Source organism: Streptomyces sp. NPDC097640, from assembly GCF_040302705.1.
GTDB lineage: Bacteria > Actinomycetota > Actinomycetes > Streptomycetales > Streptomycetaceae > Streptomyces.
Genome location: NZ_JBEOSB010000010.1, coordinates 167,897 through 190,553, shown reverse-complemented (window position 1 = coordinate 190,553; position 22,657 = coordinate 167,897). Strand labels below are relative to the sequence as shown.

The 22,657-nt window shown below is 73.0% G+C and carries 19 protein-coding genes; 7 read left to right on the top strand and 12 right to left on the bottom strand.

Features of this window, described 5'->3' with window-relative positions; translation table 11 throughout:
* Positions 1-233: 233 nt before the first annotated feature.
* Both ABTY62_RS18100 and ABTY62_RS18095 read left to right on the top strand, forming a co-directional pair.
* Positions 234-1,265, top strand: coding sequence for a C40 family peptidase (locus tag ABTY62_RS18100; protein ID WP_352130407.1), 1,032 nt, complete (start codon positions 234-236; stop codon positions 1,263-1,265).
* Between the two features lie 48 nt (positions 1,266-1,313).
* A complete protein-coding gene (locus tag ABTY62_RS18095) occupies positions 1,314-2,402 on the top strand; it encodes a homoserine dehydrogenase (RefSeq protein ID WP_352130406.1) in 1,089 nt (362 codons plus the stop codon).
* 30 nt (positions 2,403-2,432) lie between these two features.
* Here ABTY62_RS18095 and ABTY62_RS18090 read toward each other — a convergent pair whose 3' ends face one another.
* Positions 2,433-3,491: an alpha-hydroxy acid oxidase gene (locus tag ABTY62_RS18090; RefSeq protein WP_352130405.1), complete on the bottom strand. Its 1,059-nt coding sequence runs from the start codon at positions 3,489-3,491 to the stop codon at positions 2,433-2,435.
* 205 nt (positions 3,492-3,696) lie between these two features.
* Here ABTY62_RS18090 and ABTY62_RS18085 point away from each other — a divergent pair, with 205 nt between their 5' ends.
* Complete coding sequence (locus tag ABTY62_RS18085) at positions 3,697-4,380, top strand: lipoprotein (RefSeq protein ID WP_352130404.1); 684 nt, start codon at positions 3,697-3,699, stop codon at positions 4,378-4,380.
* An 85-nt stretch (positions 4,381-4,465) separates the two neighbouring features.
* On the opposite strand, the gene ABTY62_RS18080 is transcribed toward ABTY62_RS18085, so the two are convergent.
* Positions 4,466-5,167 (bottom strand): TetR/AcrR family transcriptional regulator, encoded by a 702-nt coding sequence (locus tag ABTY62_RS18080; RefSeq protein ID WP_352130403.1) that lies wholly within the window; start codon positions 5,165-5,167, stop codon positions 4,466-4,468.
* A 107-nt stretch (positions 5,168-5,274) separates the two neighbouring features.
* Here ABTY62_RS18080 and ABTY62_RS18075 point away from each other — a divergent pair, with 107 nt between their 5' ends.
* On the top strand, positions 5,275-5,976 hold the full coding sequence (locus ABTY62_RS18075; protein ID WP_311724329.1) for an NAD(P)-dependent oxidoreductase: 702 nt from the start codon (positions 5,275-5,277) through the stop codon (positions 5,974-5,976).
* A 39-nt stretch (positions 5,977-6,015) separates the two neighbouring features.
* Here the strand turns inward: ABTY62_RS18075 and ABTY62_RS18070 are convergent, their stop codons facing one another.
* The 3 genes from ABTY62_RS18070 to ABTY62_RS18060 form a co-directional block, all read right to left on the bottom strand.
* The gene (locus tag ABTY62_RS18070; protein ID WP_352130402.1) at positions 6,016-6,744 is read right to left on the bottom strand and encodes a LuxR C-terminal-related transcriptional regulator; all 729 of its coding nucleotides are present in this window, start codon (positions 6,742-6,744) and stop codon (positions 6,016-6,018) included.
* A complete protein-coding gene (locus tag ABTY62_RS18065) occupies positions 6,741-8,012 on the bottom strand; it encodes a PspC domain-containing protein (protein ID WP_352130401.1) in 1,272 nt (423 codons plus the stop codon). Before ABTY62_RS18065 ends, ABTY62_RS18070 begins: the two co-directional genes overlap by 4 nt.
* Positions 8,013-8,092: 80 nt before the next feature.
* Complete coding sequence (locus ABTY62_RS18060) at positions 8,093-9,868, bottom strand: serine/threonine-protein kinase (RefSeq protein WP_352130400.1); 1,776 nt, start codon at positions 9,866-9,868, stop codon at positions 8,093-8,095.
* 150 nt (positions 9,869-10,018) lie between these two features.
* Here ABTY62_RS18060 and ABTY62_RS18055 point away from each other — a divergent pair, with 150 nt between their 5' ends.
* Complete coding sequence (locus ABTY62_RS18055; RefSeq protein WP_352130399.1) at positions 10,019-11,377, top strand: PspC domain-containing protein; 1,359 nt, start codon at positions 10,019-10,021, stop codon at positions 11,375-11,377.
* On the top strand, positions 11,374-11,694 hold the full coding sequence (locus ABTY62_RS18050; protein ID WP_352130398.1) for a hypothetical protein: 321 nt from the start codon (positions 11,374-11,376) through the stop codon (positions 11,692-11,694). Before ABTY62_RS18055 ends, ABTY62_RS18050 begins: the two co-directional genes overlap by 4 nt.
* A gap of 87 nt (positions 11,695-11,781) precedes the next feature.
* Here the strand turns inward: ABTY62_RS18050 and ABTY62_RS18045 are convergent, their stop codons facing one another.
* The 4 genes from ABTY62_RS18045 to guaA form a co-directional block, all read right to left on the bottom strand.
* Complete coding sequence (locus tag ABTY62_RS18045; protein WP_352130528.1) at positions 11,782-12,309, bottom strand: DoxX family membrane protein; 528 nt, start codon at positions 12,307-12,309, stop codon at positions 11,782-11,784.
* 102 nt (positions 12,310-12,411) lie between these two features.
* On the bottom strand, positions 12,412-13,686 hold the full coding sequence (locus ABTY62_RS18040; RefSeq protein WP_352130527.1) for a hypothetical protein: 1,275 nt from the start codon (positions 13,684-13,686) through the stop codon (positions 12,412-12,414).
* A 91-nt stretch (positions 13,687-13,777) separates the two neighbouring features.
* Positions 13,778-14,566, bottom strand: a complete 789-nt coding sequence (locus ABTY62_RS18035) for a class II aldolase/adducin family protein (RefSeq protein WP_352130397.1) — start codon at positions 14,564-14,566, stop codon at positions 13,778-13,780.
* Positions 14,567-14,726: 160 nt separating this feature from the next.
* The gene (guaA, locus tag ABTY62_RS18030; RefSeq protein ID WP_352130396.1) at positions 14,727-16,304 is read right to left on the bottom strand and encodes a glutamine-hydrolyzing GMP synthase; all 1,578 of its coding nucleotides are present in this window, start codon (positions 16,302-16,304) and stop codon (positions 14,727-14,729) included.
* An 826-nt stretch (positions 16,305-17,130) separates the two neighbouring features.
* On the opposite strand from guaA, the gene ABTY62_RS18025 reads away from it, so the two are divergent.
* Positions 17,131-18,183: an LAETG motif-containing sortase-dependent surface protein gene (locus ABTY62_RS18025; RefSeq protein WP_352130395.1), complete on the top strand. Its 1,053-nt coding sequence runs from the start codon at positions 17,131-17,133 to the stop codon at positions 18,181-18,183.
* A gap of 81 nt (positions 18,184-18,264) precedes the next feature.
* Here ABTY62_RS18025 and ABTY62_RS18020 read toward each other — a convergent pair whose 3' ends face one another.
* The 3 genes from ABTY62_RS18020 to ABTY62_RS18010 form a co-directional block, all read right to left on the bottom strand.
* Complete coding sequence (locus ABTY62_RS18020) at positions 18,265-19,647, bottom strand: ankyrin repeat domain-containing protein (protein ID WP_352130394.1); 1,383 nt, start codon at positions 19,645-19,647, stop codon at positions 18,265-18,267.
* Between the two features lie 97 nt (positions 19,648-19,744).
* A complete protein-coding gene (locus ABTY62_RS18015) occupies positions 19,745-20,731 on the bottom strand; it encodes an aldo/keto reductase (protein ID WP_352130393.1) in 987 nt (328 codons plus the stop codon).
* Positions 20,732-20,822: 91 nt separating this feature from the next.
* A complete protein-coding gene (locus ABTY62_RS18010; protein ID WP_352130392.1) occupies positions 20,823-22,643 on the bottom strand; it encodes an FAD-dependent oxidoreductase in 1,821 nt (606 codons plus the stop codon).
* Positions 22,644-22,657: the final 14 nt, after the last annotated feature.

Here is a 22,657-nt window from a genome sequence, read left to right as displayed (position 1 = left end):
TCATCGGCGGCCCGGGCGCCGGGCGGTCGGTTACGGGCATCGGGGCGCCGAATCCGTCCACTCCCGTTCATCGCACCGCCCGCCCGCGGCCGCCCGCCTAGCTTCCTCCTCCAGGTGGCAGTCCGCCTCCCGTCAACCGAGGGTCCCCGCCTCATCGGCGGGCTGCCGCCTGCCCGACATCAGGCACAAGCACGCAACAGCACGCGAGAACGTGAAGGAAGGTGGCCGCCGCCGTGGCGTCGCACAGGAAGCCCAAGCAGCGCTCGCTCACCGCAGGCACCGCCTGGACAGCCGCCGCCATCGCCCTCGCGGGGGCCGCCACCACCGCCTTGAGCGGCACCGGCCACGCCGAGACCCGCCTCACCCCCGCCCAGGTGAGGGCGAAGGTGGACCAGTACCAGCGGGAGGCCGAGGAGGCCAACGAGAGATACAACGGAGCGAAGGTGAAGGCGGACCGGGCCCGCGAGTCGTTCGACGACCTGCGCGACGAGGCGGCCCGCCGGACGGCGCGGCTGAACGCCTCGCGCAACGCCCTGGGCGCCTACGCCACCGCCCAGTACCGCTCCGGCACCATCTCCCCGACCCTCCAGCTCGCGCTCTCCTCCTCCCCCGGGCAGTATCTGCGGCGCGCCTCGCTCGCCGACCACGCCGGCAGCCGCCAGGCCGCCGCCGTCGCGGGGCTGGCCCGCCAGAGCCGGGAGTTACGCCAGGTGCGCGGCGAGGCGCAGGGCCGGCTCGACCAGTTACGCGGCGCCCAGGCGGCGCTCGCCCACCACCGGGGCGCCGCCCGCAAGAAGCTCGCCGCCGCCGAGGCGCTCCTCGACCAGCTGACCGGCGAACAGCGCCGCCGCTACGAGGCCCAGGGCGCCCACGGCGCGGACACCGGGCTCGGCACCGGCCCGTACGCCCCCGTCTCCGGCCGCGCGGCCCGCGCCGTCTCGTACGCGTACGGGGCGCTCGGCAAGCCGTACGTCTGGGGCGCGACCGGCCCGCGCGGCTACGACTGCTCGGGGCTCACCCAGGCCGCCTGGCGGGCCGCCGGGGTGGCCCTGCCGCGCACCACCTACACCCAGATCAACGCGGGCCGGCGGGTCTCGCGCACCGAGCTCGCCCCCGGTGACCTGGTCTTCTTCTACTCCGGCGTCAGCCATGTCGGCCTCTACATCGGCGGCGGCCGCATGATCCACGCCCCGCGCCCCGGCGCGCCCGTCCGCGTGGCGCCGATCGACCAGATGCCGTTCTCGGGCGCGACCCGCCCCGCGTAGCGTTCTCCTGGATCAGCGTCGAGCCGCGCGCGAAGGAGACCCGCACCCGTGTCGGACGAAACCGTCGCCCAAAAGGCAGCCCAAGCGGCCGTCGTGCTGTCCGGCTACGGCCCGGTCGGCCAGGCGTACGCCGAGCACCTGGCCCAGCACGGCGAAGCCCTGGCGCGCCGGTACGGGGTGCGGCTGCGCCTGGCGGCCGTACGGGCCCGCTCGGCCGAGTATCTGCCGCCCACCGACGGGACGCCCACAGACGGGACGCCCGCCGATGGGACGCCCGCCGACAGCACGGGCACCTGGGCGCCGCTGCCGCCCCGCTCCGCCTGGGGCCCGGCGCTGCCGCTGGCCGGGACGCTGGACCGTACGGGGGCCGGGGTGCTGGTCCAGTGCGTGCCCTCCTCCCCCGAGGTGCGCGACCAGGCGGCCGCCGAGGCGCTGCTCGCCCTGCGCCGCGGCGTGCACGTGGTCACCGCCACCAAGAGCCATCTCCTCAGCCACTGGCGGGAGCTGGGGCTCGCCGCGGCGGCGGGCGGCTCCCTGATCAGGATCTCGGGCGCCACCGGCGCCGCCCTGCCCGCGGCCGACCTGGCCAGGGCGGGCGTACGCGGCCTTGGCTGCCGCTCGATCCGCGCCTGCCCGAACGGCACCGCCACCTTCGTACTCGACCGCCTGGCGGCCGGAGACTCCCTGCCCGACGCGGTCGCCGAGGCGCGGCGGCGCGGCATCGCCGAGGCCGACCCCAGCGCCGATCTGTCCGGCTCCGACGCCGCCACGAAGGCGCGGCTGCTGGCGGCCCTGCTCTGGGGATGGGACGCCTCCGCGGTCCGTACCGAGACCGAAGCGGTGGACGAGGGCGCGGCGCGGGCCGCGCGGGCGGCCGCCGCCTCGGGCCACCGCCTGCGGGCGGTCGCGAGCGCGACCGCCGACGAGCCGCTGCTGGTCCGCGTCCGCCTGGAGCGGACCGCGCCCGGCGACCCGCTGCACGCGCTCACCGGGCCCGAGAAGGCCGTGGTCTACGGCTGCCCGGACGCGGGCGACATCACCGTGAGCGGCGGCCGCTCCAGCCCGCTCGGCGCGGCGCTCGCCATGGTCAAGGACACGCTGGACGTGGCCGCGCCGCGGCGCCTCGGCTTCGGGTGAGACGGGGCCACGGTGGCACGGGGCCCGGGCTCAGGCGACGAGGTCGGGGGTGAGCGCGGCCGGGTCCGCGGCGCCCAGCAGGGTCATGGTGTGGGCGAGTTCGGCGGTGAGCCGCTCCACGGCCTCCTGAACCGCGGCGGCCCCCTCCGTGGCCAGGCCCCACAGCGCCGGGCGGCCGACGAACACCGCGCGGGCGCCCAGCGCGAGGGCCGCGGCGATGTGCTCGCCGCGGCGCACCCCGCTGTCGGCGTACACCTCGACGCCGGTGCCCGCGAGCGCCTCGGCCACGCGCGGCAGCGCGGACGCCGAGGTCACGCTGCGGTCGAGCTGGCGGCCGCCGTGGGTGGAGACCACCACGCCCGCGCCCCCGTGGTCGGCGACGACCCTGGCGTCGTCCGCCCGCAGCACGCCCTTGACCACGACCGGGAGCCCGCTGGTCTCGCGCAGCCAGCCGATCAGGTCCGGCGTCAGGTCCGGCTCCGACTGGACCTCTTCGCGCGGGAGCACCTGGCGGCCCTCCAGGTTGACCAGGTGCACGGTCGGGTCGAGGTCGGCGGCACGCTGCTTCTCGCCGCGGCGGCCGAGCACCGGCAGGTCGACGGTGAACAGCAGGGCGCGGGCGCCGTGGTGGGCGGCGCGCCGGACGAGTTCGGCGGTCAGGCCGCGGTCGCGGGTGACGTACACCTGGTACCACCAGGGCGCGCCCGACGCGGCGATGTCCTCGAAGCGGCTGGCGGTCCAGGTCGTCACGCCCAGCAGGGACCCGGCGCCGGCCGCGCCCTTGGCCATCTCCCGCTCCCCGTCGGGGTGGGCGTACTCCTGGCCCGCCATGGGGGCGACCAGCACGGGGGTGTCGACCTCGGTGCCCAGCACCGTCGTACGGGTGGCGACCCCGGACACCCGGCGCAGCACGTGCGGCAGCAGCCGCAGCGCGTCCCAGTCGCGCAGCCCCTCGTCCCGGGTGACGTCACGTACGGCGCCGGAGGCGTAGTAGGTGTAGGCGTGCGGCGGCAGGCGCCGCTCCGCTTCGGCCTCCCAGGTCTGCCACCACTCCGGTTCCGGTGCCGCCGACTCTCCCGCGGTGCCCATCGCTCGCGCCTCCTCCCGGCCCGCGGCCACAAGTCGCGGGCGGCTCAAGCCCGTTATGCACAGGAGCGCGGGGACCGGAAACGTTTCGCCTCTGAGCGTTCCGGCCGACCGCGCCGCCCTCGGTCGATCGGCTTCCGTTCCGTATATGCTGCGGCGAATTTTCGATTTTTCTGTGCAGAAGGCGGGGAACAGCGCGATGCGTGGGATGCGCAAACCGGGTCGGGCGGCCGTGGGCGCCGCGGTGGCGATCGGTGTGATCGGCGTGTTCGGAGTACTGACGGGCTGTTCCTCGGACTCGAACGACGACGACAAGGGCGGCAAGAGCGGCAAGGGCAGCGCCAGGAGCGGCGGCGGCGTCAAGACGGCGGCCGCGGGCGGCGAACTCGGCGGCCCGGACACGGCCTGCGCGCTGCCGGTGCGGTTCAGCCTCGCCAAGTCGTGGAAGCCGGAGGCGGTGAAGGAGCTGGAGGGGGCGGACCCCGAGCTGGGCTCCACGCTGCTCTCGCAGGGGCCGGTGACCCTGGTCTGCGAGATCGACGCGAAGCCCGCCGGGCACGTCGGCTTTCTGCGCGTCTGGACCGGGGACAAGGGCAAGGCCGCGGCCGGCGCCGAGCCCCGGCAGCTGCTGAAGGCGTTCATCGCCGGGGAGAAGGGCGTACGCGACGCCCGGTACAGCGAGGTGAAGGCCGGCGGCCTGCCCGCCGCGGAGATCAGCTACATCCTCGACGTCCCCGACCTGGACGAGTCCAAGCGGGAGCGGGCGCTCGCGGTGGTGACCCCGAAGGGAGGCGTCGTGCTGCACCTCGGCGGGCTCGACAGCGAGGAGCACGACGCCATGCTGCCCGCGTACGAGCTGGCCAAGCAGACCATGGCACGCGCCGACGGCTGACGGACAACAGACAACGACAGACAGACAACCGGCGGCCCGGGCCCGGGAGACGGGCCCGGGCCGCCGCAGCGAAGCCGCGGCGCCGCTACGCGGGCAGGCCGAGGCCGCGGATCAGCTGGGCGACCTCCGCGCGGTAGATCTTGTCCGGGCGCGGGGTCTGGGCCCGCATATGCCCGTAGATCTCCAGTGAGACCAGGCCGTGCAGATGGCCCCAGAGGCGCAGCGCGATGGCCACGGCGGCGGGCGGCAGGCCGGGGAACTCCTCGCGCACCTCGGCCGCGAGCTCGGGGTCGAAGTCCGACCACGCGAACTCGGCTTCCGGGTAGAGCGCCTTGGCGTGCGGCCAGGCCCCGGCGGCCAGGCCGGTCAGCCCGGCGCAGACGCGGTGTTCGGCCTCGGGCGCGGCGCCGCCCTCGGGCGCCTGGTAGCCGGGTACGGGGTCGCCGTAGATCAGCCGGAAGCCCTCCGGGCTGGTGAGCGCCCAGTCGCGGAAGGCGTTGGCCCAGGCCGCGATGCGGCCGGCCGGGTCGTCGGCGGGGCAGGCGTCCCGGGCGGCCTCCACGGCGTCGGCGAGCGAGGTGTACACGTCGCTGATCAGCGTGGTGACCAGGTCGTCCCGGGTGGCGAAGTAGCCGTAGATGGCATTGGCCGTCATGCCCATCTCGCGGGCGATGGCCCGCAGGGTGATCGCGTCCGGCCCGCCCGAGGACATCAGCCCCAGCGCGACCTTCTTGATCTCGGCCGTCGTCTCGGCGCGCAGCCTCTCCCGCCGTCCAGTCGTACCCACGGGAGCACTCTACAGCGTCACAATCTTTGGTTGCCGTATAAAAACTTCACGCCGTATAGTCACGGCACGCCATATAGGGCACGGCCTGCACAGGGGAGATTTCTGTCATGCGCATTGGAGTCATCGGCGCCACCGGCGGCATCGGACAGCGCGTCGTCACCGAGGCCCTCGGCCGGGGCCACCACATCACCGCGCTCACCCGCGACGCCTCCCGCATCGAGGAGGACCGCGAGAACGTGGTCTGGAAGAGCGTCGACATCTTCGACGCCGACGCCGTGGCGGCGGTCCTGCCCGGGCTGGACGTCCTGATCAGCGGCTTCCAGCCGGGCAACGCCGCCCGGGACCTCGCGGACACCGTGCGGCGCTCGATCGCCGACCCCACCGCGTACGCCACGGCGGCCACGTCGCTGCTGAAGGCCCTGGAGAGCCACCCCAGGACCCGGCTCATCGTGATCGGCGGCGCGGGCAGCCTGGAGATCAGGCCGGGCGTCACCCGCGCCGACTCCGACGAGGACCTGTACGCGACGCTGGACTCGATCGGCCTGCCCAGGGAGTACGCGGCCGCGGTCCGGGGCCACCGGGACGCCCTGAACGTGCTGCGCACCTCGAACCGGCTGTGGACCTACCTCAGCCCGGCCGAGGAGATCGCCCCCGGCGAGCGCACCGGCCGCTTCCGGCTCGGCGGCGACCAGCCGGTCCTGGACGCCGAGGGGCGCAGCCGCATCTCCTTCGAGGACGCCGCCGTCGCACTGATCGACGAGGCCGAGCTGCCCCGGTTCGTCCAGCGGCGCTTCACGATCGGCTACTAACCGCTACTGGCCTCGGGGCGGCGGGTCACACCAGGCGGGTCACACCAGGCGGCGGGCGGTCGCCCAGCGGGTCAGCTCGTGGCGGTTGGAGAGCTGGAGCTTGCGCAGCACCGCCGAGACATGGCTCTCGACCGTCTTCACCGAGATGAACAGCTGCTTGGCGATCTCCTTGTACGCGTAACCGCGGGCGATCAGCCGCAGCACCTCGCGCTCGCGCTGGGTGAGCCGGTCGAGGTCCTCGTCCACCGGCGGGGCGTCCGTGGACGCGAAGGCGTCGAGGACGAAGCCGGCGAGGCGGGGCGAGAAGACGGCGTCGCCCTCGGAGACCCGGAAGATCGCGTCGACCAGGTCGGTGCCGGTGATGGTCTTGGTGACATAGCCGCGGGCACCGCCGCGGATCACCCCGATGACATCCTCGGCGGCGTCCGAGACCGACAGCGCCAGGAACCGCACCGGCCGGTCGGGGTCGCCCATCAGCGCGGCGCTGCGGCGCAGCACCTCGACGCCTCCGCCGCCCGGGAGGTGGACGTCGAGGAGGACCACCTCCGGCCGGGTGGCGCCGATCACCGTGACGGCCTGGTCGACGTCCGCCGCCTCCCCGACCACCTCGACGCCCGTACGGGCCGTCTCCCCGATCTCGGCCTGGACGCCGGTCCGGAACATCCGGTGGTCGTCGACGAGGACGACCCGCACCCGGCGCCCCGCCGTCCCGTCCGCCGCCCCGCTCGGCCCGCCGGCCTCGTTCGCCGCCCCGCTCGCGTCGGTCATGTTGTCGTCGCCGCCCTCTCCATCTCCAGCTCCACTACCGTGCCCCCGTCCGGCGCGGACCTCAGCCGCGCCGTGCCGCCGTTGCGCCGCATCCTGCCGATGATGGACTCGCGCACGCCCATCCGGTCCTCCGGCACCGCGTCCAGGTCGAAGCCCGGGCCCCGGTCCCGTACGGAGATGAACACCGTGGCCCCCTCGACCTCGGCGAAGACCTGGACGGCCCCGCCGTCGCCACCGTACTTGGCGGCGTTGACCATCGCCTCGCGCGCCGCCTGAAGCTGCGCGGCCAGCTTCTCGTCCAGCGGGCAGTCGCCGACGACCACCACCTCGATCGGCACGCCGTGGTGGTCCTCGACCTCGGCCGCGGCCGCCTTGACCGCCTCCGCCAGGGTGTCCGGCTCCTCCGCCTCGTCCTTGCCCCGGCCCTCCGGCCGGTACAGCCAGGCGCGCAGCTCGCGCTCCTGGGCCCGGGCCAGCCGGGCGACCTCGCGGGGCTCCTCCGCGTTCCGCTGGATCAGGGTCAGGGTGTGCAGCACGGAGTCGTGGACGTGGGCGGCGACCTCGGCCCGCTCCTGGGCGCGGATGCGCATCAGGCGCTCTTCGGAGAGGTCCTGGGCCATCCGCACCAGGTACGGGCCCGCGAGCAGCGCGATGCCCACCAGCACCGCGAGCGCGGCCTGGAGCACCGCGCCCAGGTGCTTGGCCGAGCCCTGGAGCACGACGATGCCCGTCACTCCGGCGCCGACCAGCACCACCCCGGCGGCGCCCCGCGCGATCGGCAGCACCTGCTTGCGGCGGCTGAGCTCGACCCACTGGGAGCGCCGCGAGTTGTCCGCCTGGCGCCAGACCAGGGCCACGCCCGCGCTGATCAGCAGCAGCGGCCAGATGTAGATGTTGGCGCGGCCCAGCTGGAAGTTATCGACGAAGACGCCCATGCCGACCAGCAGCGCGAGCAGGGCGAAGACCTGCCCCTTGTCGGGCTTGCGGGCCAGAATGCGGCGGCCGCCCTCGGCGCCCCGGTCGGGGGCGGGGCGGGACGTCTCGACGCCGCCGAAGCCGAGCGGCACCACGAACCAGAACAGCGCGTACACCAGCGCGCCGAAGCCCTCGGCCATCAGCAGCGCGACGAACACGAACCGCACCCAGGACACCGGCAGCCCCAGATGCCCGGCGAGACCGCGCGCGACGCCCCCGAGCATCCGCCCCTCGGCGCTGCGGTACAGCTTGCGCGGGGGCGGTTCGGCGGACGGGGGCGCGGCGGCGGTCATGCCCCCGATCGTCACACGTCCGGCGGCATCCGGGTATCAGGGTCGCCCCTGATGGATCCCCGACGGGGCCGTCGGCAGGGTCAGGAGGAACTGTCCTCGATCTTGAAGCCCTCCTTGACGTTCTGGAAGACCGGCAGGTACGTCTCCCACTCGTCCGCGGGCGCGCTCAGGTAGAGCGCGTACGCCTTGCCGCCCTCCTTGCCGAAGCCGAGGTCGATGGCGCGGTACCAGCGCTCCCGCCCCTGGAACTTGAACTCCCAGATGGCCCCGGGCAGGCCCCGGTACTTCGTCTCCGACAAGCGCATCCGCTGGAAGACCGGGTACTCCTGCTTGAGCTGGGTCTCGAGCCCCTCGAAGTGCTCCACATGGTCGGGTCCCGCCGGGTCGATGACGTTGACCATCAGCCTGGCCTTCTGGGACGAGTCCAGGAATCTGACCTCCTGGGTGCTGTCCACCGTGCTCTGCGAGCTGTTGTCGGGCTGGCGGGTCCAGTCGTTCGGCACGGGGAGCGAGACGCCGAACTCCTTCAGCTCGACCCGGTGATACCCGTCGGGAAGGGGCGGGATCTTGTACGTCGGCGACGCCGACGCGCTGTTCGCACTGTCGGAGGAGCCGGGCCGCCCCCCGTCGTCCTTGCTCCCGCCGAAGTTGACGCCCGACAGATACACCCCGGCCGCCACCCCGACCACGGCCACCGCGGCCACCGACGCGGTCCACACCGCCTTACGGCCACGGCGGCCGCCGCTCGGGGGCGGCGGGGGAGTGGGCACGGAGGGGTACGGGTTCACATGGGTGTGGCCGTACCCGGGCGTGGGCGTGGACGTGTGGCCATACCCGGGCGTCGGCGTGTGGCCATACCCAGTCGGCGTCGGCGTGTGGCCGTACCCGGGCGTGGGAGTCGGCGTATGGCCGTAGCCGGGCGTCGGCGTGGGGGTGTGGGTGGGCGCGGGGTCGACCGTGGGCGTGGGCGTGGGCGTGACCGCGGGAAGCTGGGTGGTGAGGTCCTCCGGGTCCGGCCTGGGCATCGACGTGGTCTCCGGCAGCCCCGCCGGGCCGCGCAGCGCGCGGTCGATCTGCTCCCCCGTCGGCCGGTCGTCGGGCTCCTTGGCCAGCAGCGCCTCGATCAGCCCGGTCAGCGGCCCGGCCCGCAGCGGCGGCTCCAGCGGGTCGACGGCGATCGCGTACCCGGTCTCGATCGGCGTGGCCTTGCGGAACGGCGGCCGCCCCTCGACGGCCTGATACAGCGTCGCGCCCAGCGCCCACAGGTCCGAGGCGGGCCCCGGGGTCCGGCCCCTGATCCGCTCGGGCGCGATGAAGTCGATGGACCCGACGACCTCGCCGGTCTTGGTGAGCGTCGAGGTGCCGGTGGCCATGGCGATGCCGAAGTCGGTGAGCACCACCCGGCCGTCGTCGCCGAGCAGCACGTTGCCGGGCTTGACGTCGCGGTGCAGCACCCCCGCCGCGTGCGCCGCCCGCAGCGCGGCGATCATGCCGCGGCCGATCCGGGCCGTCTCGTCGGGGCTGATGGTCCGGCCGCCCTTGAGCAGATCGCCCAGCGTGGTCGAGGGCACGTACTCCATCACGATGCACGGCAGCCCCGAGTCCTCCACGACGTCATGGACGACCACCACATTGGGATGGGCTATACGGGCGGCGCTGCGCGCCTCGCGGCGGGTGCGCTCGAAGAGGGTGGAGACCTCGTCCTCGGTGAGGTGGGGTGAGATGTGGAGCTGTTTCAGCGCGACCTGACGGTCGAGCAGTTCGTCCTGGGCCCGCCAGACCGTGCCCATGCCGCCGCGGCCGATCTGCACGGCCAGCCGATACCTGCCCGCGATCAGCCGCCCTTCGTCTGACACTGTGTGCCCCTCCCGATCCCCCGACTTGCCATGGCCCCCGCATATGTTCGATGCGCCACGATAGCCGCCGCGGCCTCGGGGAAGATCTCAGGGAAGGCCCAGGGTTGTCACGGATACAGCCGCGCCCGGCGGCTTGTCACCATGGTGGGCATGACCGATGCACCCACCGCCACGGGCCCGGCCCCCGGCCCGGCCTCGGGCTCTGCCCCCGGTCCGGCCGCGTCCGGCGATCCGCGGCCGCCGATGAGGGCGCCGCTCCGGCGCAGCCGCGATCAGAAAATGATCTCGGGCGTGTGCGGGGGGCTCGGCCGGTTCTGCGACGTGGATCCGGTGATCTTCCGGGTGGTGCTCGCCGTGCTCGCCGCCGCGGGCGGCTCCGGCCTGATCCTGTACGGCTTCTGCTGGCTGCTGGTCCCCCTCCAGGGCGAGGAGGAGAACGAGGGCCGCAGGCTGCTCTCGGGCCGCGTGGAGGGCCCGGCGCTCACCGCGGTGCTGTGCGCCCTGGTCGGCTGCGGGCTGTTCCTGTCCATGCTCAACAACGGCAACATGATCTATTTCTCCATCATGCTCGTCATCGCCGCGGCCGGCGCCGGCTACTGGTCCCGCCACCGCCTCCAGGTGGCGAGCGAGGGCTCGGTGGATCCGGCGACGGCCCAGGCGGTGGCCGACGCGCCCCCCGAGACCAAGGCCCCGCCGTCGGCCTGGGACGGCCCCTCCTGGTGGCGCGACCCGATCGTCAAGGACGGCACGACGGGCCCGACCGGCCCGGCCGGCCAGGCCACGGGCTATCTGTGGGGCCCCGACGACGGCTCGGACGGCGCCGCGTACGCGCCCCGGGGCATCGGGCGGTGGGCGCCCCGCCGGCCGCCGCGCAAGGCGCCCGAGGGCACGTCGATCGGCGGCTGGACATTTCTGCTCGCCGTGGCGGCGGGCGTGGCGGGCGCGTCCTCGACGTGGTCCTCCCGGCCGCTGGGCACCAGCCTGGAGATCGGGTTCGCCTGCGCCCTGGGCGTCCTCGGGCTCGGCCTCGTGGTCAGCTCCCGGTACGGCCGCACCGGCTCCGGCACCGTCGTGCTGGCGGTGGTGACCGCCGCGCTGCTGGCGGCCTCGGCCTGGCTCCCCAAGTCCGTCACCACCGACTGGTCGCGCCGCACCTGGGCGCCCGAGTCCGCGGCGGCCGTGCGCGGCTCGTACGAGCTGGGCGGGGGCGTCGGCGAGCTGAAGCTGGACCGCATGTCCCTGGAGAAGGGCCAGATCGTCACCACGCACGCCGAGGTCGGCGCGGGGAAGCTGGCGGTCACCGTGCCCAGGGACGCGCGGCTGGAGCTGTCGATCCATGTGGGCCTGGGCGACATCCGGCTGCCGGGCGAGAGGGGCGACCACATCAACATCGAGCGCGGGAGGGACCAGACCGTGACCGTGCCGCCGGCCGACGGGCGCGCCGCGAAGGGCACGCTGCGGCTGGACCTGGAGATCGGCCTGGGCAACGTGGAGATGAGGTGGTCATGATGCGCCATCGCTTCCAGCCGGGCAGGCTGTTCGCCGGACTCGTCGTCCTCGGGGTGGGCCTCGCGTACGGCCTGGACGCCGCCGGGGAGTGGGACCTGCCGCCCCTCGCGGCCCTGCCCGTGACCGTGGGCGGGCTGTGCCTGGCGGGGCTCGTCTCGGCGCTCGCCTTCGGCGTCCGGCGGCACCGCGCCCGCCTCGCCGAGGACGCGGCCCCACCGCTGCGCGACCTGCCCATGGACGAGCTGCGCCGGCGCTACGCGTCGATGCCCGCCGACCGCCGCGACGCGGCAGGCGAGCCCCACCGGGGCCGGGACTAGGCCCTGTCCGGCGGCCTTGACGCCTGCGGCGCCGCGCGGCGGCGCCGCATATCGGCACAGCTCCCCTACCGGGGAGAGAGACCGGGCCTAGGTGAACAGCTGCGCGCCCTGGCGCCTGCGGCGCTTGGAGAGGGCCATGTCCAGCGACAGATAGGGCGTGCCCGCGAGGACCAGCGGCAGCCAGGCCATCAGATACGCCAGATCGTTTCCGTAGTAGTAGGGATCCGACTGCCAGCTGACCGTCAGCCACAGGCTCAGCGACAGGAGCGCGCCGCCGAACGCCGCCAGCCGCCCCAGCAGCCCCACGAGCGTGCCGAGCCCGGCCGCCAACTCCCCGAAGGCGATGATGTATCCGAAGGTCGACGGGTCCTTCAGCGACTGGTCGATCAGCCACGGCACCGCGGAGCTGTCGCGCACGTTCCGCATCAGCTCGCCGACCGAGCCGGTGCCGCTGTCGGCCAGGAAGGCCGAGTCCGTCAGTTTGTCGATCCCCGCGTAGACGAACGTCACCCCGAGGAAGATCCGCAGCGGCAGCAGGGCGTACCGCGCGGCGGAGTCCCGCCAGCCGCCGCCGTGCCCGCCGCCGCTGCCGCCTATGCCGCCCACGCCGCTCATACTGCCCGAGCCGGCCCCGACCGTTCTGTCAGCATGCCTCATGACGCCCGCCTCTCCCGTTGCCTCGTCAACAAAACCTTACGGAGGAAACGGGGAGGCGACTCAGTCCAGAACGTCAATCGGATAGCGGTTTGTCTCCGCCCCCGCCGCGGTGATCACCTGCACCTCGACCCGCCCCGGCTCCACGTCCACCGGCACCGGCACGGTCAGCACGGAGTCGGTCGGGTTGCTGAAGCCCCCCGCGACCGGCACCAGCGGGACCTGTACATGCACCGCCCCGATGCGTACGACCATCCGGGCGAGCCGGTCCGGCTCCTGCGCGCCCGGGGGCACGAAGCCGCTGCCGCGGATCTCGATGTCGTCGCCGGTGCGGATCGGCGCGTCCCGGTCGAAGCCGCCCTCCTCGGGCCGGACCCGGACCACCGAGAGCACCGTGGGCCGCCCGCCCTCCGCGTACTTCCCGGCCAGATACATCAGCGCCGAGACGGCCGCCAGCAGCACCAGACCCCAGGGCAGTTCGGGCAGGCTCCAGGGCTCGCGTGCCAGCAGCACCGCGGCGAAGACGAGCACCACCGCGTGCACCACCACGTACTGCGCGTCCGCGAGGCTGCCGCGGCCCGCGTCGTCGGTCAGCAGGTCGGCGGCGCGCGGGCGCAGCGCCCGGACCTTCTGGAGCCGCTGCGAGCGCACCCGTGCCGCCACCACCAGCCGGGCCGCCACCGCGGCCACACAGCTCAGGGCGGTGACGGTGAGCAGCCCGGCGGCGCCTTCCAGGGCCAGCCCGTCGGCCGCGCGCTCCGCCTCGCCCGGGGCGAAGGCCAGCTCGACGGAGAGCATCAGCACCGCGTAGACCGCGAACAACACCCACGCGGCGGCCACGGCGCGCGAGGTGGACAGCCGGTTGTCCTCGCCGACCAGCGGGGCCAGCGGGCCGCCGCTGCCGCGGTGCAGCAGGGCGGCGAGGGTCAGCAGCCCGGCGGCGAACACCGCGACGACCAGGGAGGCGGTGCGCGCCTCCGACCAGCCCGCGCCGACCGCCGTGGCCAGCTGCCCGATCAGCAGCGCCCCGACCGCGCCCCACACCACGAACAGGGTGCGCCGCCGCACCGACCCGCCCCACGCGACGCTCTCGGCGCGGCCGGTGTCCCAGGTCGTCCGGGCCGCCTGCGTCAGCTCGTCCGACACCCACTGCCGGGAGGCCTCGGCGGAGTGCGCGAGCGCCGCCGGAAGGCCCTCTCCGGCGGCGAACCGGTCGCGCAGGGCCAGGAACGCGGCCACCGCCTTCCGGTGCCCGTCACGGGCGTGCTCAGGGCACTCGCAACCGCTGTGCGTATGCCGCTCTGCCGTCGTGGCGTCTTCCGCCGTGTTCACCGCCACGAGGCGCTCCCGCTCGTCGTTCTCTCGGGTCAGTCGTGCTTGTCCCAACTGACAAGTGTCAAGAGGGGATTGTGCCGTAAGTCGGAGGGTCTCAGCTCAGCAGGTCCGGTTCACCGCGGGTGATCTGCTGGTACAGAGGTTGATAGTTGATCCAGGCGACCAGGTCGGTGCCCAGTTGCTCACGGGTCTGCGCGGCGTTCCGGTGGTCGATCAGGACCGGCTTGCCCGCGGCCTTCGCGGCCAGCTGCACCTGGCAGGAGCGCTCCATCGCGATGAACCACCAGGCGGCCGCGTCGACCGAGCCACCGACCGTCAGAAGGCCGTGATTGCGCAGGATGAGGGCCTTGTGGGTGCCCAGCGCCTCCGCGATGTCCCGCCCCTCCGCCTCGTCCACGACGACGCCCGTGTAGCGGTCGTAGAGCGCGTGGTCCTCGAAGAAGGCGCAGACGTCCTGGGTGATGGGTTCGAGCAGCTCGCCGAGCGCCGACAGGGCGCGGCCGTACGGCGAGTGGCAGTGCGCGACGGCTGTGACGTCCGGCCGCGCCTGATGCACCTGGGAGTGAACGACGAACGCCGCCTGGTTGACGTGGTGCCGCCCCTGGACGACCCGGCCCGCCTGGTTGACGAGGATCAGATCGCTGACGGTGATGTGGCCGAAGGACATCCCGAAGGGGTTCACCCAGAAGCAGTCGGCGTACTCCGGGTCCCGCACGGTGATGTGGCCCGAGACGCCCTCCTCGAACCCGTACCGTCCGAAGAGGCGCAGGGCCGCGGCGAGGCGCTCCTTGCGGTGGCGCCGCTCGTCCTCGACCGAGGTGTGCTGCGGCGGCAGGATGAAGTGCAACTGGTCGGTGGGGATCGGCTCCGGCGTCGGCGGCATCGGCGGCTCACTCCTTGGCGCACTGCGTGCTCTCAGGGCTCGGAGCGGAAGCTACCTGGGGGTATCACAGGACGCCAGACCGATGACGGAACAGCGACGCCGCCGCCCATGGAACGCGGGCGGCGGCGTCGGTGTCGACAGGGGTTATGGGGTTATGGGGTCACTCCCACTCGATGGTGCCCGGCGGCTTGCTGGTGATGTCCAGGACCACGCGGTTCACCTCGTCGACCTCGTTGGTGATCCGGGTCGAGATCCGCGCCAGCACGTCGTACGGCAGCCGCGACCAGTCCGCGGTCATCGCGTCCTCGGAGGAGACGGGGCGCAGCACGATCGGGTGGCCGTAGGTGCGGCCGTCGCCCTGCACGCCCACCGAGCGCACATCGGCGAGCAGCACCACCGGGCACTGCCAGATGTCCCGGTCCAGGCCCGCGGCGGTCAGCTCCTCGCGCGCGATGGCGTCGGCCTCGCGCAGCAGGTCCAGACGCTCCTTGGTGACCTCGCCGACGATCCGGATGCCCAGGCCGGGGCCCGGGAACGGCTGGCGCTGGACGATCTCGTCCGGCAGGCCGAGCTCCTGGCCGACCATCCGCACCTCGTCCTTGAACAGCCGGCGCAGCGGCTCGATCAGCTCGAACTCGAGGTCGTCCGGGAGCCCGCCCACGTTGTGGTGGGACTTGATGTTGGCGGTGCCGGTGCCGCCGCCGGACTCCACCACATCCGGGTAGAGGGTGCCCTGCACCAGGAACTCCACGGCCGGGCCCTCGTCGGCGATGATCTCGGCCTGAGCCTGCTCGAAGACCCGGATGAACTCCCGGCCGATGATCTTCCGCTTCTCCTCGGGGTCGGACACCCCGGCCAGCGCGGTCAGGAAGCGCTCCTCGGCGTCGACGACCTTCAGCTGGACGCCGGTGACCGCGACGAAGTCCTTCTCGACCTGCTCGGACTCGCCCTTGCGCATCAGGCCGTGGTCCACGTACACGCAGGTCAGCTGGTCGCCGATGGCCCGCTGGACGAGGGCGGCGGCCACCGCGGAGTCCACGCCCCCGGACAGGCCGCAGATCGCGCGCTTGGTGCCGACCTGCTCACGGATGGCCGCGATGGACTCCTCCACCACATTGCTGGTGGTCCAGCTCGGCTCGATCCCGGCGCCCCGGTAGAGGAAGTGCTCCAGCACCTGCTGGCCGTAGGTGGAGTGCATCACCTCGGGGTGGTGCTGCACGCCGTACAGCTTCTTCTCGTCGTTCTCGAAGGCCGCGACCGGCACCACGTCGGTGGAGGCGGTGACGGTGAAGCCCTCGGGGGCGGCCGAGCAGGCGTCGCCGTGCGACATCCACACGGTCTGCTCGGCCGGGGTGCCCTCGAAGAGCGTGGAGCCGGGCTTGGAGACGGTCAGCGGCGTACGGCCGTACTCACGGGCGCCGGTGTTGTCGACGGTGCCGCCGAGTGTGGTGGCCATCAGCTGGAAGCCGTAGCACATACCGAAGACCGGCACCCCGGCCTCGAACAGCGCGCGGTCCACGCGGGGCGCGCCCTCGGCGTAGACCGACGAGGGGCCGCCGGACAGGATGATCGCCCTCGGCTTCTTGGCGAGCATCTCGGCCACCGGCATGGTGGACGGGACGATCTCGCTGTAGACCCGGGCCTCGCGGACACGACGGGCGATGAGCTGGGCGTACTGCGCGCCGAAGTCGACGACCAGGACGGTGTCGGGGGCGGCAGCAGGGGACGCTGATGGCACTTCGGCGGCCTTCCGGCGGTGGTGGCGGTGACTCTGGGGGTTGGACCTTCGATTCTAACGGGCTCACCATCGACACTTTCCGGGCTCGCGCCGTCACGCGTCGTCACCCGTACGCCACGTGACCGGGCCGTGAGCCACTTCGTTGAGCTCGGTGTCCGCGCCAGCCAGGAGCGGCCCGGAAAAATCCACGCGTGGCTCAGATCCGCCGAGGCGATGAGACGTGCCCCCTGCGGTGATTCAGGCGGCGCGCGTCGTGGGACCTCGCTTCGGCGAGGTGACCGGTCAGCAGGGGACAGCAGCCCGGTCACCACCCCTAAAGAACGGTCGGCCCCGGGGACGCCCGGGGCCGACCGTATCCGGTCGAAATGGTTGCGCCGGGAGCGCCGCATCCACCACGATGCACATCAGGGAAGACGCCCCGGACCTCCCTACCGTCATTGGTCCGACCACGCGGGCGTACGCCCCCTCTCCGACTTACCAAGCGCACCACCCCGAAAGCCGACGGCACGCAAAGCCAGCGGCGCTCCCCCCGGCGCCGCCCTTCAGCACCGGCGCTGCCCTGACGCCGGTGCTGACCGCCTAGGGCCCCGGGGGCGCCCGTCCCGCTCGGGCGCCCTCGGGGCCCTTCGCCTTTCACGGTTCCAGAGATCCGTGACCTTGATCGGGTCTTTCTGTGACCATTCTGTGAGCAACCCCGAGGGCAACCTTTCGGCCAGCTGGCCGGTCATGTACGTGCAAACGCACGGCCAGACCGCGCCCCCACCGCGACGGCCTTCCACTGCGTGCCGCTGGCGACCAGCGGCACGATGGACCCAGAAGAGGTCTCATGAAGCTTCGCCGCGCCCTGGCGACCGCCGCAGCGACGGCCGCCATCGTCCCTGCCGCGCTGCTCGCGGCGCCCGCCGCCTTCGCGGACGAGCCGACGAACGAGCCGACCGCGACCGTCGAGCCCACGGCCGACCCCACGCCGACCACCCCGTCCCCGACCGACCCGACGGACACCAAGCCGCCGACCACCGAGCCCACCACGGACCCGACGGACACCAAGCCGCCGACCACCGAGCCCACCACGGACCCGACGGACACCAAGCCGCCGACCACCGAGCCCACCACCGGCACCCCCACGACCGCCCCGCCGACCGGCGAGCCGACCGACGAGCCGACGCCGGGCGACGACTGCACCGACGACGGGTCGTACAACGAGGACCCCGACCTCACCACCACCATCTCCGGTCTGCCGTCCAAGGTCGTGGCCGGCAGCGGCTTCCACAGCTTCAAGTTCCAGGTCGAGAACGACTCGGACAAGGCCTTCAAGCGCGTGGACTTCGGTGTCTTCGCCGGCACCGCGGACTCCAAGCACCCCGACGGCACCGGCAAGTTCCTGACCCTCCAGTTCAAGGACCCGGAGAGCGGGGTCTGGAAGTCGATCTCCACCGACGAGAACGACCCGGCCGCCGGCTACCTCGGCTACACCGATGTGCGCGCCCACGAGACCCTCACCATCGACATGCGGCTGAGCGTCTCCGCCAAGGCCCTCGGTGACGGCTTCGGCTACGCGCTCACCTTCGGCGTGTACGCGGACGACGAGGGCAACTGCGTCTTCTCGACCGGCGACTACTACGAGTTCGACGTGCTGGCGGCCGGCTCCAAGCCCGGCCACGTCCCGCCGGCCGAGCCCAAGCCGGAGCCGCAGGGCGGCAAGAAGCCCCTGCCCAAGCCGCAGGGCGACACGAAGATCGACCCCAAGGGCACCCTCGCCGAGACCGGCTCCTCCTCCGCGCTGCCGACCATCGCCGTGATCGGCGGAGTCGCGATGGCCGCGGGCGCCGGTGCGGTGTTCGTGGTGCGCCGCCGCCGCAGCGGTGGCCTGGCCGCGTAACGCGTTGCCGTTCCAGAAGGGGCCGCCCCCGCCCGGGGCGGCCCCTTCGCGCTCAGGGGGAACTGCTCAGGGGGGAGCCGCTCAGGGGGAGCCGGAGGCCGCGGCGCGGGCGGCTGTCAGGAGGTCCACGGCTTCGGTGTTGCCGAGTTCGCGGGCGATCTCTATCGGCGTCTGGGCGCGGAGTTCCGGCTTGAGCGCCGTGGGATCGGCCAGAACGGCCGAGGTGTCCGCGCCCGCCTCGATGAGCAGGCGCAGCCCCGTCGTGTCGCGGGAGGTCAGGGCCACATGGAGCGGGGTCACCCCCTTGGGGGTCCGGACATCGACGTCCGTGATGCGGGCGAACAGCAAACGGAGGACATCCTCGCGGGCCAAGAAGGCGGCCTTGTGCAAAGGGGTTGCCCCCTCCACATCCCAGAAGCGTTGCCGGGAGGGCCTGAGGGGGTCGGCGCCGGCATCGAGAAGGTCTTTCACGGTCTCCGGTCGTGCGAAGCTGACCGCATCGCTCAAGGGGCCTGATCGCCATTGCCCCTCGGCGTTCGGGTCGGCGCCGGCCTCGAGCAACAGCCGGATGACGTCACTCGCTTCGGGCTCGCTGTTTGTGCGCAGGTAATGGATCGGGGCGTCCCCACTCTCGTCGGTGAGGTTCGGGTCAGCGCCTGCGTCGAGCAGCGCCCCGACGATGTCGCGCACGATGTCGTACGGCCCTGCCCAGCTGTTGAACATCGCGGTGAGGGCCGCGTGCAAGGGTGTACTGCCCGGAGCTATCGCACGTCCGAAGATGCGCTCCCGGGGAACGTAAGTGGTCAGGGACCTGACCTCACCCACAACAGCGTTCGGATCGGCGCCCGCGCTCAGCAGGGCCTGCACCAGTTCGGGGGACCGGGACGAGAACGCGGCGAGGTGGAGCGGCGTCAGCCCCGAGGTGACGAAGCCGCCGAGCTTCCTCCGACGAGTGAGCACTTCACGCACCACGGTCAGATCGCCGGCCGCGCAGGCACGCGGAAAGCGGGACCTCGCCGACGGTGGCCGCGGCACCCTCAGCCCCGACAGCACAGCCGACACGGGTTCCCCGCCGTATGCCTGCTGGTCCCCCTCGTGGTCGACCTCGTACACCAGCGGGTCGCTCACGTCGGCAGCCTCGGCGAGATCGACGAGCAGGTAGTACTGCCCTTCGTGGTGGCCCACGCTGTACCACGGGCGGGGCTCGTCCTCCGCGACCAGGCCGTCCTCGACCTCGCAGGCCGAAGGCAACCGAACGCTCCACTCGTACTCGTTGTTGGTACGCATGACTTGCTCTGCCGGCCAGCGCACCGCCAGTAACGCCTGAATCGACGGCGGCACGGCGTGCTCGCCCGCGGGCGTCACCACGGTCCACTCGCGGGGTGCGAAATCCTCCGGGAGTCGGCCGTTGAGACGCTCGATCTGTTTGAGTACGCGCGGATGCAGTACCTCTGTGCCGCTCATCGTCCCCTGTCCTGGTGATCGGCGAGATCTTCGGCGCAACCCTAGATCCGAGCAGTGACAGCGGAGAGCCCCGTGGCGAGCCGGCCGGAGGCACTGTTCAGCCGTTGACGAAGGTGAGGCTGGTCGCGTCGTAGCGGGTGCCCGCGATCCGCTCGGGCGGGGCGGCGGCCTCGATGGCGGCGAGGTCCTCGGCGGACAGCTCGACGTCCAGGGCCGCGAGGTTCTCCTCCAGGTACCGCTGCCGCCGGGTGCCGGGGATCGGCACCACGTCGTCGCCCTGGTGCTGCACCCAGGCCAGGGCGAGCTGGCCGGCGGTGACCCCCTTCGCCTCGGCCAGCTCGTTCAGCTTCGCAACGATGGCCAGGTTCCGTTCGAGGTTGCCGTCGGCGAAACGCGGCTGGGTCCGCCGCATATCGGTCTCCTCCAGCCCCTCGACCGAGGTGTACCGGCCGGTCAGGAAGCCGCGTCCGAGCGGGGAGAACGGGACGAGACCGATGCCCAGCTCGCGGCAGACCGGGGCGATCTCCGCCTCCAGGTCGCGGGTCCACAGCGACCACTCGCTCTGGAGCGCGGCGATCGGGTGCACCGCGTGCGCCCGCCGGATGGTCTGCGCACCGGCCTCGGACAGCCCGAGGTGGCGGACCTTACCGGCCCGCACCAGCTCGGCCATGGCCCCGACGGTCTCCTCGATCGGCACCTGCGGATCGACCCGGTGCAGGTAGTAGAGGTCGATGTGGTCGACCCCGAGCCGGCGCAGCGACGCCTCGCACGCCTGCCGCACGTAGGCGGCGTCGCCACGTATCTGAGTGGGCTCGCCCAGGCGGTTGGCGAAGCCGAACTTCGTGGCCAGCACCACCTCGTCACGGCGCCCGGCGATGGCCCGTCCGATCAGCTCCTCGTTGTGCCCGACGCCGTAGTAGTCGGAGGTGTCCAGCAGGGTCACCCCGAGGTCGAGGGCGCGGTGCAGGGTCGCGATCGACTGCTCGTCGTCCGCGGCGCCATAGGCGTGGCTCATGCCCATGCATCCCAGGCCCTGCGCGGAGACCGCCAGTTCGCCGAGGCGTCGGGTGGAAACGTTGGTCATGCTGCTGCCTCCTGGGCTCGGAACCGTATGCCCAGGACGCTAGGGGTTGGAGCACCCTCTATGGCAACTGATTTGTGGTGACCGGGCGACCTCAGTGGTCAGCGACCGGGGGCACCTTCGGGACCGGCAGCAGGGGCAGCTTCAGGGCGCCGAAGGCGTCCTCGGGGACGGCGGGGGCCGCTGGCGCGACCGGGGTCAGGCGTTCGTACGGGGCGCCCTGGGGTGGGCGGGGGTCGGGGGCGCCCTTGTTGGGCCAGAGGGACATGGCGCGCTCCGCCTGGGCCGTGATGGTCAGGGACGGGTTGACGCCCAGGTTCGCGGAGACCGCCGCGCCGTCCACGACATGGATGCCCGGGTGCCCGTACAGCCGGTGGTACGGGTCGATGACGCCGTGGTCGGGGTCCGCGCCGATCGGGCAGCCGCCGAGGAAGTGCGCGGTGAGCGGGGTGCCGATCAGCTCGCCGACGTTGCTGCCCGGGAAGCCGTTGATGGACTCGGCGAGGTGGCGGGCGGCCTGCGCGCCCTCGGGGATGTGGTCCGGGTTGGGTGCGCCGTGGCCCTGCCGGGCGGTCAGCAGGCCCTTCCCGAGCCCCTTCGGCTTGCGGTAGGTGGTGAGCGAGTTGTCGTGGGTCTGCATGACCAGGCCGATGATGGTGCGCTCCGACCAGCGCCGGGTGGACAGCGAGCGCACCACGAGCACCGGGTGCCGGAGGTGGCTCCCCAGGAACCGCAGCCAGCGCGGCAGTCGGCCGCCCTCCGGGATCTGGAGGACGGACAGCAGCCCCATCGCGTTGGAGCCCTTGCCGTAGCGGACGGGCTCGATGTGGGTGGTGTCGTCGGGGTGGATGGACGAGGTGATCGCCACGCCACGGGTGAAGTCGGCCCGCCCCTGCCCCGGGCGGACCTTGCGGTAGCGGCGGTCCGTGGTCTGCGCGCCGACCAGGGCCTCGGAGTTGGTGCGGGTGAGCATGCCGAGCCGGTCCGGGATCCGGGGCAGCAGGCCCTTGTCCCGCATGGTGTGCAGCAGCGTCTGGGTGCCGTACGTCCCGGCGGCCAGCACCACCTGGCGGGCGCGCAGCACGCGCGGCGGGCCCTTGCGGCGCCGGTCGGTGGGGACGGTGGTGACCCGGTAGCCGCCCCGCCGGTCCTCGCCGACGGCCACGACGGTCGTCATGGGGTGGACGACGGCGCCGGCCCGCTCGGCGAGGTGGAGGTAGTTCTCGTTGAGGGTGTTCTTCGCGCCGTGGCGGCAGCCGGTCATGCACTCGCCGCACTCGGTGCAGGCCCTGCGCGAGGGCCCCGCGCCGCCGAAGTACGGGTCCGGGACGCGCTCCCCCGGCGCCGCCGTCGCCGTCCCGTCCGCGTCGTCGCCGTCCCCGAAGAACACGCCCACCGGCGCCATATGGAAGGTCTCGCCCGCCCCCATCCGCTCGGCGGCGGCCTTCAGGTGCTCGTCGGAGGGGGTCATGGTCTTGTTCAGGCGCGCGCCGAGCATCCGCCGCGCCTGGTCGTAGTACGGCGCGAGCTCCGCCCGCCAGTCGGTGATGGCGCCCCACTGCGGGTCCCGGAAGAACGGCTCGGGCGGTACGTAGAGGGTGTTGGCGTAGTTGAGCGAGCCGCCCCCGACCCCGGCGCCCGCCAGCACCATCACCTTGCCCAGGACATGGATGCGCTGGATGCCGTAGCAGCCGAGGGCGGGCGCCCACAGGTAGTCGCGGAGGTGCCAGGAGTTCTTGGGCAGGGTCTCGGGGGTGAAGCGGCGCCCGGCCTCCAGGACGCCGACGCGGTATCCCTTCTCGGTCAGGCGCAGGGCCGTGACGGAGCCGCCGAAGCCCGAGCCGACGACAATGACGTCGTAGTCGTAAGCGTCGTCGTTCGCGTCGTCGTATGCGTCGTCGTATGCGTCGTCCACCGCAGTGCCTCCCC